16 protein-coding genes are annotated in these 15,962 nt (G+C 65.4%); 10 read left to right on the forward strand and 6 right to left on the reverse strand.

Translation table 11 applies throughout. From position 1 onward, the window contains the following. The first annotated feature begins 53 nt into the window (after positions 1–53). Positions 54–746, forward strand: a complete 693-nt coding sequence (locus ACP15I_RS04920; protein WP_424968301.1) for a D-lyxose/D-mannose family sugar isomerase — start codon at positions 54–56, stop codon at positions 744–746. A 14-nt stretch (positions 747–760) separates the two neighbouring features. Then, positions 761–1,504 (forward strand): TSUP family transporter, encoded by a 744-nt coding sequence (locus ACP15I_RS04925; protein ID WP_424974152.1) that lies wholly within the window; start codon positions 761–763, stop codon positions 1,502–1,504. Here ACP15I_RS04925 and ACP15I_RS04930 read toward each other — a convergent pair. From ACP15I_RS04930 to ACP15I_RS04940, 3 genes are read right to left on the reverse strand one after another with little or no spacing between them, the layout of a single operon-like run. Continuing rightward, the gene (locus tag ACP15I_RS04930; protein WP_424974153.1) at positions 1,501–2,805 is read right to left on the reverse strand and encodes a TRAP transporter large permease; all 1,305 of its coding nucleotides are present in this window, start codon (positions 2,803–2,805) and stop codon (positions 1,501–1,503) included. The genes ACP15I_RS04925 and ACP15I_RS04930 overlap by 4 nt on opposite strands. 9 nt (positions 2,806–2,814) lie before the next feature. Next, complete coding sequence (locus ACP15I_RS04935) at positions 2,815–3,345, reverse strand: TRAP transporter small permease (RefSeq protein ID WP_424974154.1); 531 nt, start codon at positions 3,343–3,345, stop codon at positions 2,815–2,817. Beyond that, on the reverse strand, positions 3,342–4,334 hold the full coding sequence (locus ACP15I_RS04940) for a TRAP transporter substrate-binding protein (RefSeq protein ID WP_424974155.1): 993 nt from the start codon (positions 4,332–4,334) through the stop codon (positions 3,342–3,344). The genes ACP15I_RS04935 and ACP15I_RS04940 overlap by 4 nt, the downstream gene beginning before the upstream one ends. A gap of 241 nt (positions 4,335–4,575) precedes the next feature. Here ACP15I_RS04940 and ACP15I_RS04945 point away from each other — a divergent pair, with 241 nt between their 5' ends. Beyond that, positions 4,576–6,255: an ABC transporter permease gene (locus tag ACP15I_RS04945; RefSeq protein WP_424974157.1), complete on the forward strand. Its 1,680-nt coding sequence runs from the start codon at positions 4,576–4,578 to the stop codon at positions 6,253–6,255. On the opposite strand, the gene ACP15I_RS04950 is transcribed toward ACP15I_RS04945, so the two are convergent. Continuing rightward, positions 6,252–6,665, reverse strand: coding sequence for a hypothetical protein (locus tag ACP15I_RS04950; RefSeq protein ID WP_424974158.1), 414 nt, complete (start codon positions 6,663–6,665; stop codon positions 6,252–6,254). The genes ACP15I_RS04945 and ACP15I_RS04950 overlap by 4 nt on opposite strands. Before the next feature lie 82 nt (positions 6,666–6,747). Next, positions 6,748–7,776: an extracellular solute-binding protein gene (locus ACP15I_RS04955; RefSeq protein WP_424974159.1), complete on the reverse strand. Its 1,029-nt coding sequence runs from the start codon at positions 7,774–7,776 to the stop codon at positions 6,748–6,750. A gap of 224 nt (positions 7,777–8,000) precedes the next feature. Between ACP15I_RS04955 and ACP15I_RS04960 the strand changes: the two genes are divergently transcribed. From ACP15I_RS04960 to ACP15I_RS04985, 6 genes are all read left to right on the forward strand, one after another. Next, complete coding sequence (locus tag ACP15I_RS04960) at positions 8,001–9,632, forward strand: alpha-D-glucose phosphate-specific phosphoglucomutase (RefSeq protein ID WP_424974160.1); 1,632 nt, start codon at positions 8,001–8,003, stop codon at positions 9,630–9,632. A 97-nt stretch (positions 9,633–9,729) separates the two neighbouring features. Beyond that, positions 9,730–11,337 carry an FMN-binding glutamate synthase family protein gene (locus tag ACP15I_RS04965; RefSeq protein WP_424974161.1) on the forward strand — a complete coding sequence of 536 codons (1,608 nt, stop codon included), beginning with the start codon at positions 9,730–9,732 and terminating at the stop codon, positions 11,335–11,337. 156 nt (positions 11,338–11,493) lie between these two features. Then, on the forward strand, positions 11,494–12,150 hold the full coding sequence (locus ACP15I_RS04970; protein WP_424974162.1) for a VPLPA-CTERM sorting domain-containing protein: 657 nt from the start codon (positions 11,494–11,496) through the stop codon (positions 12,148–12,150). Positions 12,151–12,281: 131 nt separating this feature from the next. Beyond that, positions 12,282–12,713, forward strand: coding sequence for a YeeE/YedE family protein (locus tag ACP15I_RS04975; protein WP_424974163.1), 432 nt, complete (start codon positions 12,282–12,284; stop codon positions 12,711–12,713). Between the two features lie 3 nt (positions 12,714–12,716). Then, positions 12,717–13,163, forward strand: coding sequence for a DUF6691 family protein (locus tag ACP15I_RS04980; RefSeq protein ID WP_424974164.1), 447 nt, complete (start codon positions 12,717–12,719; stop codon positions 13,161–13,163). A 25-nt stretch (positions 13,164–13,188) separates the two neighbouring features. Beyond that, positions 13,189–14,073: an MBL fold metallo-hydrolase gene (locus ACP15I_RS04985; RefSeq protein ID WP_424974165.1), complete on the forward strand. Its 885-nt coding sequence runs from the start codon at positions 13,189–13,191 to the stop codon at positions 14,071–14,073. Between the two features lie 89 nt (positions 14,074–14,162). Here ACP15I_RS04985 and ACP15I_RS04990 read toward each other — a convergent pair whose 3' ends face one another. After that, on the reverse strand, positions 14,163–14,426 hold the full coding sequence (locus tag ACP15I_RS04990; protein WP_424968318.1) for a spike base protein, RCAP_Rcc01079 family: 264 nt from the start codon (positions 14,424–14,426) through the stop codon (positions 14,163–14,165). Between the two features lie 202 nt (positions 14,427–14,628). On the opposite strand from ACP15I_RS04990, the gene ACP15I_RS04995 reads away from it, so the two are divergent. Further along, positions 14,629–15,951 carry a cytochrome-c peroxidase gene (locus tag ACP15I_RS04995; protein ID WP_424974166.1) on the forward strand — a complete coding sequence of 441 codons (1,323 nt, stop codon included), beginning with the start codon at positions 14,629–14,631 and terminating at the stop codon, positions 15,949–15,951. Positions 15,952–15,962 lie beyond the last annotated feature (11 nt).

The following is a 15,962-nucleotide window of genomic DNA, read 5'->3' on the forward strand; positions in this document are numbered from 1 at the left end:
GGCCCGCGCATGGTCCGCCCGAGAACGCCGAAGGCAGCTTGACGGAGGAGCCCATGAAACGGTCGCGCATCAACGAGATCATGGCAGAGGCCGATGCCTTCATCCGGCGGCATGGCTTCGTCCTGCCGCCCTTCGCCTATTGGACCCCTGAGGCCTTCGCGGCCAATGCCAGCGACGCGGCCCATGTGATCGACGCGCGCTGCGGCTGGGATATCACCGATTATGGCGCGGGGCGCTTTGACGAGATGGGGCTGTTCCTGTTCACCCTGCGCAATGGCCGTCTGGCGGACCTGCAGCGCGGGGGCGGCATGTGCTATGCCGAGAAGCTTCTGATTTCGCGGCAGGATCAGCTGTCGCCCATGCATACCCATGTGCTCAAGGCCGAGGATATCATCAATCGCGGTGGTGCCACTCTGGTGGTGGAGCTTTTCGGGTCGGATGATGCGGGCGGATTTGCCGAGGATCGCGGGGGGCAGGTGGCCTGCGACGGCGTTACACGCAGCTTTGCCCCGGGCGAGAAGCTGAAGCTCGCGCCGGGCGAGAGCGTGACCCTGATGCCCGGGGACTGGCATGCCTTCTGGGGCGAGGGGGGCGATGTGCTGATCGGCGAGGTCTCGACGGTCAATGATGACGAGACCGACAACATCTTTCGCGAGCCCATCGGGCGCTTTGCCGAGATCGACGAGGATGAGGCCCCGACCCATCTGCTGGTGAGCGACTACGCCGCGCGCTTCGGGGCCGCCTGATCCCAATGGGTGCGGTGGACCCGCTGGCCATTCTGGCCATCTTCACCGCGCTGGCCATGGGCGGGATCGTCAAGGGGGCTACCGGCGCAGGCGCGCCCGTGGCCGCCATCCCGGTGATTGCCGCCTTCTTTGATGTGCGTCTTGCGGTGATGGTCATGGCCGCACCGAACCTTTTGTCCAATTGCTGGCAGCTCTGGCAGTTCCGGGCCCATCGCCTGCCGGGCAGCTTCCCGTGGATCTTTGCCGGCGGGGCGGCGCTGGGCTGCATTGGCGGCACGCTCTTGCTGGCGAGCCTGCCGGAGCGTTGGCTGGTGCTGACCGTGGCGCTCTGCGTGGCGGCCTATATCGGCCTGCGCCTCTTGCGGCCCGAATTCCGGCTGGCCTTCGCGACGGCAGAGCGGATCGTCTGGCCGGTCTCGCTGGTCTCGGGGGTGCTGCAGGGCGCGGCGGGGATCTCGGCGCCCGTCTCGGTGAGCTATCTCAACGCCATGCGGCTGGCGCGCCCGGCCTTCATCGCGACGATCTCGGCCTGTTTCATCGCCATGGCGGCGGTGCAGTTGCCCATGCTCTTTGCCACGGGGCTGCTGAGCTGGCCGCTTCTCGGGGTGAGCATTTTTGCTTTGCTGCCGATCCTCGGCTTCATGCCGCTGGGCGCGTGGCTCGCGCGCGCGCTCACGCCTGCGGGGTTCGACCGGCTGGTGCTCTTGATGCTGGGGGCGGTGGCGCTGCGGCTGTTCTACGTGGCCTTCACCGGCTAGCCGAACATCGTGTCCGGCAGCAGGAGTGCGAGATCCGGGATCAGCAGCACGAGGATGACCGCCGCCAGCATGGCGAACCAGAAGGGCCAGATCCCGCGAAAGATCGTGCCCAGCGGCACCTCCCGCGCGATGCCCTTGACCACGAAGACATTGATCCCCACTGGCGGCGAGATCAGCGCCATTTCCAGCACGATCACCATCAGGACCCCGAACCAGATCAGGTCGACGCCGAGGCTCTGCAGGATCGGCTGCACCAGCGGAATGGTCAGCACGAGGATCGCGAAGCCCTCAAGGAAGGTGCCCAGCACGATAAAGGCCAGCAGGATCGCGACCACCACCTGCATCGCCGTGAAGCCCTGCGCGCCGACCCATTGGGTCAGGGCATAGGTGACGCCGGTGAAGCCCACGAAGGTTTTGAACACAAAGGCGCCGAACAGGATCAGGAACACCGTGCCCGTGGATTTCAGCGTGTTGGTGACCACCTCGCGCAGGTTGGGCCAGGTCAGTTGCCCGCGTAGCACCGTCACCCCCAGCGCCAGCAGCGCGCCGATCCCCGCGGCCTCGACGGCAGAAAAAGCCCCGGTATAGATCCCGCCAATGGTCAGAAGGATTATCCCGACGATCCAGCTCGCGCGCCCAAGGGCGGCGAGGCGGACCGCCATGGTCTCGGCGCCGGTCGCTTGCGGGGCCTTGCTCGGGTCGCGCAGCACAACGAGCCAGATCGCGAGGATGAAGAGCCCGGTCAGCATCAGCCCCGGCAGCACCCCGGCCATGAAGAGCCGCCCGATGCTTTCCTCGGTCAGGATCGCATAGACGACAAAGCCCGCCGAGGGCGGGATCAGGATGCCCAGAGTGCCACCAGCGGCAATCGCGCCGGTGGCCAGCCCGTTATCGTAGCGATAGCGCTGCATCTCGGGCAGGCTCACGCGGCCCATGGTAACCGCGGCGGCCAGAGACGAGCCCGACAGCGCCGAGAATCCCGCGCAGCCCACGATCGTGGCCGAGGCCAGCCCGCCCCGCATATGCCCGAGCCAGCTATGAGCCGCCGTATAGAGGTCGCGCGACATGCCCGAGACCCCTGCGAGGTTCCCCATCAGGATAAAGAGGGGTAGGATGGTCAGGGGGTAATTCGACGCCTCGGAAAAGATCTCTCCGGCGACCACCGGCAGGCTCGCTTGGGGCCGGATCGCATAGATCCCGCCCGCGCCGACCAGCATCATCGCCGTGCCCACAGGCATCCGGATGAACAGGAGGCCAAACAGGGCGAGAAAGCCGAGAAGAGCGATGGTGGTCGTGTCCATGGGGCGGCCCTAGTCCAGCATCTCGTTCGGATCCGCGCCGGACCAGTGCAGCAGGCCGATGATCAGGTGGAGCACCAGAAGGACCGCATAGAACCCCATGGCCGCCGCCAGCCCGTAATAAAACGGCGTGTGGATGATCCCGAGATTGGAGGTCATCGCCCCGCAGGGCATCCCGCAGCTCCCCTTGGTTACGAGGCCATAGGCCGCGAAGCTGCAGATCGCGATCCCGCCCAGCCGGGCGGCCACATCCGTCACTCGCGTCAGCCCGCGCCCACCGGCATATTTGATGACGTTCACGCTGACATGGGACTGGTGCACCGCGCCATAGGCCACGGCTCCGGCCACCACCACGGTCAGGGCCATGGTCGAGATATCCTCGATCCCGAAGATCGGATCGCGCAGCACATAACGCCAGAAGACCGACACCCCCGTGACCGCGCCCAGCACCGCCAGCGCCAGCCCCCCGGCCAGGGCAAAGAGCCCCGCGACCCATTGCAGACCCCGCTCAACCGTGCCGAGCGGGGCCGGAAGCGGGCTCACCCGTCATCGCCCTTCATGATCGCGGTGATCTCGGCGCCGGTCTTGCCCTGGCCGACCTCGCTGGCAAGCCAGGCATCCATGGCGGGCTGGATGGTGGCGTCCCAGCGGGCGCGCTCGTCGTCGCTGAGCTCGATGATCTCGACGCCGTTCTCGCGGGCCACATCGATGCCGCGCTGGGCAATGGCCTTGTACATCTTGCCGCCCTCAAGGCTCAGCCACTTGCCCGAGGCCTCGTCGACCCAGCCTTTTTCTTCTTCGGAAAGAGCGCCATAGACGGTCTTGTTCATCAAAAGCACAAAGGCTGAGCCCGCGCCTGGGATGTTCGTGGTCATGTAATTCGCGGGCTCATGCATCTTGAAAGACATGGTGGCCGAAGGATCGATCGAGACCGCATCCACCACCCCGTTGGCAAGGTTCTGGTTGATCACGCTCACGGGCTGCGAGACGGCACTCGCCCCCAGCGCCTCGGTGAAGGGAATGTCCTGGGCCGAGGTCACGCGGACCACCAGCCCGTTCATATCCTCCAGCGTGCGGACCGGTGCGTCCCGCGTATAAAGCACCTGCGGATCATTGGCCCAGAGCGCGAGGATCTTGGCGTCGAACTCCTTCTCGATCAGGTCATAGGCGCGCCACATGGCCTCGGTGCATTCCACCGCATCGGCGCACATGCCCGGCGTTGTCACCGAGGTCGCCACAGGGAACAGCTGTGCTGTGTAGCCCGGCAGGTGAAAGGCGACATCCGCGATCCCGTCGAGCAGGATCGCGTACTGCTTGGGCGGGGCCGAGTTCAGCGCGCCGCCCGGGAACATCGAAACCGTGAGCGCCCCGCCCGACACCTCGGCGAGCTTCTCGGCAAAGGGCGTGAAGACCGCCTTGTTCATCGGATGGGTCGGCCCCATGAAATAGGCCAGTGCGAGATCCTTGGCAGTCGCACTTTGCGCGCCAAGGGACAGGGCCGCCGTCGCGGCCAGAGCGAATAGTGATTTCACGGTGCATCCTCCCTGATGTCCAGAGCGCTCTGCGGTCGGGATCTTGGGATCCTCTGGTCCGGCGGCGCGCTCCCCCTTGGGTCAGCTTGCGCAGGATCAGGACAGTTTTGAACCCCCGGCGGGATTTTTTCGCGCGGGCGCTGGATCACGGCTGTGTCAGGATGACCCGTCACATCGCGATCGGCGGGCTGCGAAAGGCTGACGCCTTGCCACCGGTTCGCAACCAACGCTAGATGCCCCCATGAGCAGCCTGACCGATCCCACATCCGGCGCCGGCGCGCAGCCGCGCAAGGCCAAGCCCGCCGGGCGCGAAGCCCGCCTCATGGGGACGGGCGCGCTGGGTCTGGCGCTGCTGTGTCTGCTGCCCATGGTGGCGGTGCTGATCACCTCGCTCTCGGGCGGGGTCGAGACGCTGTCCCATCTCTGGGACACGGTGCTGCCGCGTTATATGGGCACGACCGTTGCGCTGGTTGCGATCGTGGCGGCGGGCACCTTTGCCATCGGGACCGGCGCGGCGTGGCTCGTGTCAATGACCGAGTTCCCCGGGCGACGCTGGCTCGAGATCGTGCTCGTGCTGCCGCTCGCCTTTCCTGCCTATGTGCTGGCTTATGCCTATACCCATGTGCTGGACCATCCGGGGATCGTGCAGACGCTGTTGCGGGATGTGACGGGCTGGGGGCCGCGGGACTACTGGTTCCCCGAGATCCGCTCGCTAGGCGGGGCGGCGGCGATGCTGACGCTGGTGCTCTATCCCTATGTCTACCTCTTGGCGCGCGCGGCCTTCCTGCAGCAGAGTGCGACGACCTTCTTCGCGGCCCGTGCCTTGGGCCGGACGCCGTTCCATGCCTTCCGCGAGGTGTCGCTGCCCATGGCCCGCCCGGCCATTGCCGCAGGCGTGCTGCTCGCCACCATGGAGACGATCGCGGATTTCGGCACGGTGTCCTATTTCGGGGTGCAGACCTTCGCCACGGGCATCTATACCAGCTGGTTCAACATGGCCGACCGGGTCGCGGCGGCGCAGCTGGCCATGGGCCTCCTGGTCTTTGCCCTGCTTCTGGCCTTTCTGGAGCGGACGACCCGGGGCGAGGCGAAATACCATGGCGGCAAGCGGCAGGAGGGCATGGCCCGCATGCCCCTGCGCGGTGCGGCGAAATGGGGGGCGACCGCGCTCTGTGCCGCGCCGGTCGTGTTCGGTGTGATCCTGCCCATCGTGGCGCTGGTGGTGATGGGCGTCGGGTCCGAGCAGAACCTGCTCAGCCGTCGTTACCTGCGGTTTCTGAGCAATTCCCTGACGTTGGCGGGCACGGCTGCGGTTCTGACGGTTCTGGCCGCCATCGTGCTGGGCTATTTCCACCGGGTGCGCCCGGGCAATACGGCCACTGCGGCGCTCTATATCGCGCGGCTGGGCTATGCGGTGCCGGGCGGGGTGATCGCGGTGGGGCTGCTGGTGCCCTTCGCGCTTTTTGACAACACGCTGGATGCCTGGATGCGGGCCACGTTCGACATCTCAACGGGGCTGTTGCTGACCGGGTCGATCTGGCTGCTGGTCGCGGCCTATATGATCCGCTTTCTCGCCGCAGCGCTTGGGGCCTATGAGGGCGGGCAGGCGACCATCAACACCAATCTCGACTTCGCCTCCCGCGTGCTGGGCCAGAGCGCTTATGGCACCCTGCGCCGGGTGCATCTGCCGATCCTGACGCCCAGCCTGCTGACGGCGCTATTGATCGTCTTTGTCGACGTGATGAAGGAACTGCCCGCGACGCTGATCATGCGTCCGTTCAACTTCGACACGCTGGCGGTGCAGGCGCACCGGCTTGCGGCGGATGAGCGGCTGGATGGGGCCGCCGTGCCCAGCCTCGTGATCGTGGCGGTGGGCTTTCTGCCGGTGCTGCTGCTCTGCCGCCGGGTCAGCCGGCGCTAGGAGCCGGGCGCGACCTCCACCGGGCCCGTCCCGTTGATCCGGGTGCTGCAGGCGTCCACGGGATCAAAGCCGGGCCCGGCCATACGGCAGGCGCCCACCACGAACTCATAGCGATCCACGTCGGTGCACGGGGCGTTCGGCGTCTCGAAGACGGTCGTGACGCTGGCCCCGGGCGCGATGTTCATGAACCATGTGCCCTTGCTGCGCCCCACGCGGTCCGCGCCCACATAGAGAAAGAAATGCCCGCTCACCTCCATCACCGGATCCGGACCGGTATTGGTCAGGGTCATCTCGGCGGTGCAGTAGTATTCCCGCTGCCCGATCTCGCCGAGGGCGAGGTCGAACTCCGCAAGGGCCGCTGATGCAGGCAGGCAGAGAGCGAGGCCACAGGCCAGTGCATGCCGTCGCATTTCAAATCCTCCGGGCTTGGGACAGGTCACAAAAAAAGGGGCACCATTGGCGCCCCTTTAAAGGTCGTGAGTGGCCGGGGCCTTATTTCCAACCGGCTTCGTTGAAGATCTTCTGCGCGACGGGCACGTTCTTGGCGACAGCGGAGAGGTCCACATCGTCGGGCTTGAACATGCCCAGAGCGGCGACAGAGGGGCTCAGGCCGACGCCCGGCACGGCCGGATACTCGTCATTGCCTGCCGAGAAATACTGCTGCGCCTGATCGGAGGCGAGGTATTCCATGAATTTCACGGCGTTCTCGAGGTTCGGCGCATTGGCGGCGATGCCACCGCCCGACAGGTTCATATGCGCGCCTTCGGCATCCTGCGAGGGGAAGACCCAGCCGATATTGCCCAGATCGTCATCGCCAAGGCCGCTCACGTCTTTGCGCAGCGCGCGGGCGAAGTAGTAGGTGTTCGAGATCGAGATATCACACTCGCCCGAAACCAGACCGCGCAGCTGGTCGGTGTCACCGCCTTGGGGCTCACGCGCGAAGTTCTCGACGAAGCCAGCGGCCCACTCTTTGGCGGCTTCTTCGCCGTGGTTCTCGATGATCGCAGACAGCAGCGTCTGGGAATACACGTTGGTCGAGGACCGGTGGCAGACCTGCCCTTTGTATTTCGGATCGGCCAGCGCGACATAGGACATCGGCGGCTCGGCCACGTCGGCCTTGTCGTAGAAGATGATCCGCGCGCGCTGCGAGAAACCGAACCACTGGTTGTCCGCATCCTGCAGATAGCCGGGGATGCGGGCTTCGAGCACGGCGCTGTCCACCGATTGCAGCACGCCCGCAGCCTTCGCACGCTCGAGACGCGAGGTGTCCACTGTCAGCAGGATATCGGCGGGGGAGTTCACGCCCTCGGCCTCCATCCGCGCGATCAGCTCGTCGGCATTGCCTTCGATGCGGTTGATCGTGATCCCGGTCATGTCCTCGAAATCGGAGTAGAGGCGCTCGTCAGTGTCGTAATGACGCGAAGAATACAGGTTTAGCTCGCCAGCCGCATAGGCCGCCGATCCAAGCAGCGTTGCAGCTGCGGTCATGGCGCTTACGGACAGGGTAAATTTCGTCGGCATGGTCACTCCTGAAGGATTATCTATTCCCGATAGAATTAATCAGATACCAGTCTCGCCGGTGGCATCAAGTCTTTTTTGACTCTTTTTGTCGGAAACCGGCGGTCCGTCGCGCGCCCGCCGTTTCCCCGGAGCCACAGACACACGCGCTGCGCTCCAAGCCTCTTGCGGCGCAGGCGCGCTTCCGAAACAACGGGTCAAGCCTTTCAACAGATCAGGAGCGCGCCATGTCCATCCATACGGTCCAGACGCAGCCCATTGACGGTCAAAAGCCCGGGACCTCTGGCCTGCGCAAGACCACACCCACCTTTCAGGAACCGCATTTTCTGGAAAACTACATTCAGGCCATCTGGAATGGCATCGGCGGTGTTGCGGGCAAGACGCTCGTGCTGGGCGGGGATGGCCGCTATTTCAACGCCGAGGCGGCACAGGTCGTGCTGCGCATGGCAGCCGCCGGTGGCGCGGCGCGGGTGATCGTGGGGCAGGGCGCGTTGCTCTCGACCCCGGCGGCGTCGCACCTGATCCGGCTGCGTGGCACCGATGGCGGCATCATCCTCTCGGCCAGCCACAATCCCGGCGGCCCCAAGGGCGATTTCGGCGTGAAGTATAACGGCCCCAATGGCGGCCCCGCCACCGAGGAGGTGACGGACAAGATCTTTGCGGCAACCAAGACCCTGACCGAGTACCAGATCCTCGATGCGCAGGACGTGGATCTCTCGGCCCTGGGCGAGACGGTCATGGGCGATATGGTGGTCGAGGTGGTCGATCCGGTCTCCGATTACGCGGCGCTGATGGCCGAGATCTTTGATTTCGACGGGATTCGCGCGCTTTTTGCCAGCGGCTTCCGCATCCATTTCGACGCGATGCATGCGATCACCGGGCCCTATGCCACGGCGATCCTCGAGGACACGCTGGGCGCGCCCAAGGGCAGTGTCGTCAATGGTGTGCCCAGCCCCGATTTCGGCGGCGGCCATCCGGACCCGAACCCGATCTGGGCCAAGGAACTGGTCGACGCGATGATGGGCGAGGATGCGCCGGATTTCGGTGCGGCCTCCGATGGGGATGGCGATCGCAACATGATCATGGGGCGCGGGATCTACGTGACCCCCTCCGACAGTCTGGCGGCCCTTGCCGCCAACGCGACCCGGGTGCCGGCCTATGCGGGCGGGCTTGCAGGTGTTGCGCGCTCCATGCCGACCTCCAAGGCGCTGGACCGCGTGGCCGAGGCGCTGGGCATCGATTGCTACGAGACGCCTACGGGGTGGAAATTCTTCGGCAACCTTCTGGATGCGGGGCGCGCGACGCTTTGCGGTGAGGAAAGCGCCGGGACCGGCTCGGACCATGTGCGCGAGAAGGATGGTCTCTGGGCGGTGCTGTTCTGGCTGAACATTCTGGCCGAAACGCGCAGCTCCGTGGCCGACCTGATGGCGGATCACTGGGCGCGCTACGGCCGGAACTACTACTCGCGCCATGATTACGAGGCCGTGGATGCGGCCGCCGCGAACGCTCTGATGGAGGACCTGCGCGGTCGTCTCGCGGACCTGCCGGGGACCGAGGTCGCGGGCCAGATCGTGAATTTCGCCGATGAGTTCAGCTATGACGATCCGGTGGACAACTCCCACAGCGCCGGGCAGGGCCTGCGCATCGGGTTCGAAAGTGGCGCGCGCATCGTGATCCGACTGTCGGGGACGGGCACTGTGGGGGCGACCTTGCGGGTCTATCTCGAGGGCTACGCGCCGGGCCCCGACGGGCTCGACCGGGATCCGCAGGACGCGCTGGCCGATGTCATCGCCGCTGCCGATGGGCTGGCCGGGATCGTCACGCGCACGGGCCGGGCGGCCCCGGATGTGATCACCTGAGCGGAAAGCTCAGACAGGCGGTTCACAGAAAGGCATTTCGGAGTTTAGGGTTTCTCAAGGGACGGCGGCGCATGCTGCCGAAATTGGGAGGTCCCGCATGAGCCGTTACGCGATCTTTTTCATAGTGGCCTGGGCGACGGTTGCGTCGCTCATCGCCTTGGCGTGGAGCATCTGGTTCCTCATACCGCTCGGGGTGTTCGGGGCCTTGTCCGCGCTCGGGGTGTATGACCTGCTGCAACAGCGCCACTCGATCCTGCGCAACTACCCGGTAATCGGGCATATGCGCTTTTTGTTTGAGGGGATCCGCCCGGAGATCCGGCAATACCTGATCGAAAGCGATCAGGACGAAGAGCCGTTTTCGCGCGACACCCGCTCCATCATCTATCAGCGCGCCAAGGGGGTGGAGGATAAACGCCCCTTCGGCACCCGGATGCGGGTCTACGATTCCGGCTACCAGTGGCTGACCCATTCCGTCCGGCCCATTCATATCGAGGATCCGGATTTCCGGGTGCGGATCGGCGGACCCGACTGCGCCCAGCCCTATGACGCCTCGATCTACAACATCTCGGCCATGAGTTTCGGCGCGCTCTCGGGCAATGCGATCCGGGCCCTGAATACCGGTGCCAAGGAGGGCGGCTTTGCCCATGACACCGGCGAGGGCGGTGTGAGTGTGCATCACCGCAAGGGCGGTGGCGATCTGATCTATCAGGTGGGCTCGGGCTATTTCGGCTGCCGGACCGAGGACGGCGTGTTCGACCCGGAGAAATTCCGGGAAACCGCCAAGAACCCGCAGATCCGGATGATCGAGGTGAAGCTGTCTCAGGGGGCGAAACCGGGGCATGGGGGCGTGTTGCCAGCCTCGAAGATCACGCCCGAGATTGCCGAGGCGCGGGGCGTGCCCATGGGGCGCGATTGCGTGTCCCCGGCGGCCCATGGCGCGTTTTCGACACCGGTCGAGATGATGACATTCCTTGGTGATCTGCGCGAGCTCTCGGGCGGCAAGCCTGTGGGTTTCAAGATGTGCATCGGTCACCGGCGGGAATTCATGTGCATCGTCAAGGCAATGCTCGAGACCGGGATCGTGCCGGACTTCATCGTGATTGACGGCAAGGAGGGCGGGACCGGCGCCGCACCCCTGGAATTTGCCGATCATATGGGCATGCCGCTGGTCGAGGGATTGACCTTTGCTCATAACACCCTGCGCGGTGCGGGGCTGCGCGATCAGATCAAGATCGGCGCATCCGGCAAGATCGTGACGGCATTCGATCTGGCCAAGGTGCTGGCACTGGGCGCGGATTGGGCCAATTCGGCGCGCGGATTCATGTTTGCTATCGGATGCATTCAGGCCCAGGCCTGCCACACGAACCAGTGCCCGGTCGGCGTGGCAACGCAGGATCCGCTGCGCGCCCATGCGCTCAATGTGGACAGCAAATCCGTGCGGGTGGCGAAATTCCATCGCAACACGCTCAAATCTCTGGCCGAGATGACCGGGGCGGCGGGGCTCGAACATCCGCGCGATTTCCTTCCCTATCACCTGATCGTCCGCGAGACGGATCGCGGGATGATGACCGGGGATGAGGTCTATCCTTACCTGCCCGAAGGATTTCTTCTCGACGAAGAGGCGGATGAGTTCGGCTATCTGCGGCGCTGGCGTCGGGCCGATGCCAGCAGCTTTGCGCCGACGGATATGCGCAAGGGCACCTGACGCGGCGCGCGACGCGGGCAAACCGGCGGCTGGCAATCCCGCCAGCGCGCCGGGTTTGTTTCCGAAATCCAATCGCGAACGGGTGGGTATTTGGCGAATTGCCGCCTCCCGTGTTAACCTTTTTCCAGTTTTTCACGATTTGGACAAAGGTGCTTTATGCTCAAACATGTTGTTTTCGCCGCGGCCCTCGCATGTGCCACAGGCGCACAGGCCAGCTCGATCGCCTCGCTTGCGATCTCCGATCTGACTTTCGATATTCAAACTGAAACCGTCGTTTCGAGTGATGTCTCGACCTATACGGGTATCTCGGGTTTTGCGCCGGGGGACACAGTGGGCTGGAGCGTGAACGCCTTCTCTCCCCTGAGCGATCTGACCAGCACGCAGAGTTTCTCGGGCTTCGGGACGGTCCCGGCACAGAGCTACGAGCATGTGCATGTCCACGGGTTCACGATCACCTTTGACGAGGCGATTGATGAGCTGCTCTTCGTTGTCGAGAACGACAACAACAACACGCTCAATGGGGTCCTGCTGGATCTGCAGTTCGCGGCCGCCGACGCGCAGGGCGTCCTTTTGCCTACCGGTACAGGGTATTCGATCACCACGGCGAATGCGGCCACGTGGGTCTTGTATGAATTCGCCGCTCCTGTGACGCAGGTCGTGAATATCGCCGGGCCCGCCGCCGATGGGTTTGACATGGCGTTCTTTGCCGGATCCTCGGTCGCGCCGATCCCCCTGCCGGCCTCGGTCCCCCTGCTTGGTGCGGGCCTCGGGGCACTTGTGCTGGTCTCCCGCCGCCGTCGCCGCCGCGCCTGAGCCCGCGGCCTGCGGCGCGGGTTTGCGCCGCAGGGTTCTGTGACTTGGTCACTGATCCATTCCGGTTTCCGAATGTATCTTCTGTGGTGTCGGGATAGTCTGTCCCGACACCACGGTTGCAGGAGGATCGGATGGAAACCGTTTTCACACCCTGGATGTCACTCGCCGGTGGCGCGCTGATCGGCCTTGCGGCGGTGGCGCTCATGGCGCTGCACGGGCGCATCTTTGGCGCGACCGGGATCCTGGCTGGCGCGCTTCTGCCCTCTGACCCGCAAGACCGCGGATGGCGTCTCGCGCTGTTGGCGGGAATGATCTCGGGGCCGGTGCTGGTCTGGATCCTGAGCGGGTCCATGCCCGAGGTTCAGGTTCCGGTGAGCCTCCCGGCGCTGTTGATAGGCGGTGTGCTGGTCGGGATCGGCGTCACGCTTGGCTCTGGCTGCACATCGGGGCACGGCGTCTGCGGAATGGCGCGCTTGTCGCCCCGGTCGATTGCGGCGACACTGGTCTTCATGACAACCTGCGGCGTGACGGTCTTTCTGATCCGTCACGGGATCGGAGGATAAGCCATGCGGATGCTCAGCTTCTATCTCATCGGTCTCGTCTTCGGCGTCGGGATTTCCCTGTCAGGCATGGCCAACCCGGCCAAGGTCCTCAACTTCTTTGACATTGCCGGGGCCTGGGACCCGAGCCTTGCTTTCGTGATGGGCGGTGCCCTGGTCGTGACGGGTCTGGGCTATCGACTGGCCCTGCGCCGCGCGACGCCGGTGCTGGCCCTGCGCTTCCAAGTTCCCAGCCGGACTGGGCTCGATCCCAGTCTTCTGTCCGGGGCGGCGATCTTCGGGGTGGGCTGGGGCATTGCCGGCTTCTGTCCCGGTGGGGCTTTGCCCGCTCTGGGCACTGGGCGGGTCGAGGTCGCCGTATTCGTGGCCGCCCTGATCACGGGGATCCTGTTGACCCGTCTCACATTGGACCGGCGTGCGGGCCCGCGCGGGCTCGCCCCCGGGTCGCGCTAGACCCAGCGGATGCGGAGGAGGACCAATGACCGAGTTTCCCGTACGCCTTGACGCCACACCGGACGTGACCGCGTTTTTCGACCCGGCCACCCATACGATCAGCTATGTGGTTGCCGATCCGGCCACCAGGATCTGCGCGGTCATCGACAGCGTTCTGGATCTCGACTACGCCGCAGGCCGGATCACCTACGCCCATGCGGACAGGATGATCGCCTTTATCCGCGCCGAGGGGCTCCGTGTGGACTGGATCATCGAAACCCATGTCCATGCGGATCACCTGTCGGCGGCACCCTATATTCAAGCGTGTCTCGGGGGGCGTATCGGGATCGGAGCCGAGATCCTCACGGTGCAGGACACCTTCGGCAAGGTTTTCAACGAGGGCACCGAGTTTCAGCGCGACGGCAGCCAGTTCGACCGGTTGTTTCAGGATGGCGAGACCTATGAGGTTGGCAAGATCCCGGCATTCGCGCTTTCGACGCCCGGGCATACTCCGGCCTGCATGACCCATGTCATCGGCAATGCGGCCTTCGTGGGGGATACTATCTTCATGCCGGATGGAGGCTCGGCCCGCGCGGATTTCCCCGGGGGCGATGCCGGGCAGCTCTACGATTCCATCTGGCGGGTGCTGTCGCTGCCGGACGAGATGCGGTTGTTCATGTGTCACGACTACGGACCGGAAGGGCGCGAGATCCAGTGGGAGACCACGGTCGCCGAAGAAAAGCAGCGCAACATCCATGTGGGGCAGGACCAGTCGCGCGAGGCCTTTGTCGCGCTGCGGACCGCGCGGGATGCGACGCTGGCGGCGCCGAGGCTGCTCCTGCCGTCATTGCAGGTGAATATGCGGGCCGGTGAGATTCCCAAGGATCCCAGCGGACGCCCGATGCTCAAGGTCCCGTTGCGCGGGATTTGAACGCAAAAGCCCCGGCGGTGGGGCCGACCACGGCCCGTGGGTCAAGCCGTGGTCGCGGGCTCCGGACGGAGCCAAAGGCGCATCGCGCCTTAACGCAGGCCGACCAAACCGCCCGCCGTGGTGCCGGACGAGCGCACCCGCTTGACGCGCAGAGGGTAGATGACCCCGGCGGCGACGTTGGTCAGTTTCACGATATTGCCCGAGATCAGTTCCACGGAAATGTCGCCGGCTTCGCCGACATAGATGGCGCGCGTGGCAAAGGGCAGGTTGTTGGAATTGCTGGGCGTGATGGCTTCGCCGGCCGTGGCCGGGCCGGTCAGGCTGCTTTGGTGGCCTTTGTAGTCGTCGATCATGTGTCTGCTCCAAGGAAAACTTCTGCCTATAGGCGCAGAGAAGTCTGAAGATCTGCCGAGACCTGCGCGCGCTCCTGCACACATCGCGCAACGGCGCGGGCGCTTGTGCGCGGGGGGTAGCCGTCCATAACCGCTTGTTCTTGCAGCGCGCGCGCGGCAGGGTGTGGGCGCAACCGGAACGGGAGGATACGGTTTGAACCCCATGCAGGCAGCCTGTCTCGCCCTGAGCCTCGCCTTCTATGGCAGCGCGGCGGCGGCTCTGGACCTTCCGCCCGCGGTGACGGATGCGGATTACGCCCCGGTCGACCCGGCAGAAGCGCGCCTGGGGCAGCTGTTGTTTTACGACCCGATCCTGTCGGGCAATCGCGAGGTGTCCTGCGCGACCTGCCATCACCCGGTGCATGGAACGTCGGACGGTTTGTCGCTGGGGATCGGCGATGGCGGGATCGGCCTTGGACCCAAGCGGCGTGCCGACCCCGAGAACCCGCCCGAGCAGCGTATTCCCCGCAATGCGCCCGCCCTGTTCAACCTCGGCGCCCATGAATTCACCGTGCTCTTTCATGATGGCCGGATCGAGGTCGATCCCGACCGCCCCGGTGGACTGCGCACCCCGCTGGACGAGGATATGGTCGCGGGCTTTGCCTCGCTGCTCTCGGCGCAGACCATGTTCCCGGTGCTCAGCCCGGACGAGATGGCGGGGCATTACGGCGAGAACGAGATCAGCAAGGCCGTCCGGCAAGGCCGTCTGACCGGCGAGGGCGGTGCCTGGGATCTGATCTCGCGGCGCGTGGCGGCGATCCCGGCCTATGCCGAGGCGTTTGTCGCGGTCTATCCCACAATCGACAGGCCGGAGCAGATCGGGTTCACGGATATCTCGAACGCGATTGCGGCCTTCATGGCCTTCGAGTGGCGCTCGGATACGAGCCCTTTTGACACCTACCTGCGCAGTGGTGCGGGCCTTGCGCCTGCGCAAGCCGAAGGGATGGGGCTGTTCTATGGGGCGGCGGGCTGTGCGGCCTGCCATACCGGCCCGTTTCAGACCGACCACGGTTTCCACGCCATGGCCGCACCGCAGATTGGCCCGGGCAAGGCCGCGCGGTTTGAAAGCCATGCCCGGGATGAGGGGCGGATGCGGGTGACAGGGCGGAGCGAGGATGCCTATGCGTTCCGTACGCCCTCCTTGCGCAATGTGACCCTCACCGGGCCCTATGGCCATGCGGGGGGGCACCGCGATCTGGACGCGTTTCTGCGCGATCACGTGTCACCCGAGGGTGGCCTCGGGACCTATGACCAGACGGGCGTGACCCTGCCGCTGCTCGAGGTTGCGGATTTCCGGGCCTTTGCGGTGGGGGGGGACCTCGCCGAGATCCGCGCCGCGCGCCGTGCGCCCGGTGTGGCGCTCAGTGATGCGGAGCTTGCAGCACTTCTGGCCTTTCTCGCCGCGCTGGAGGACCCCGTCGCCATCACCGGGCGGCTCGGCGTGCCGGAGACGGTGCCCAGCGGGCTGCCGGTGGCCGCGCCCTGAAAGTTCCGCGG

The organism is Dinoroseobacter sp. S124A (assembly GCF_049801015.1).
Lineage (GTDB): Bacteria > Pseudomonadota > Alphaproteobacteria > Rhodobacterales > Rhodobacteraceae > Dinoroseobacter.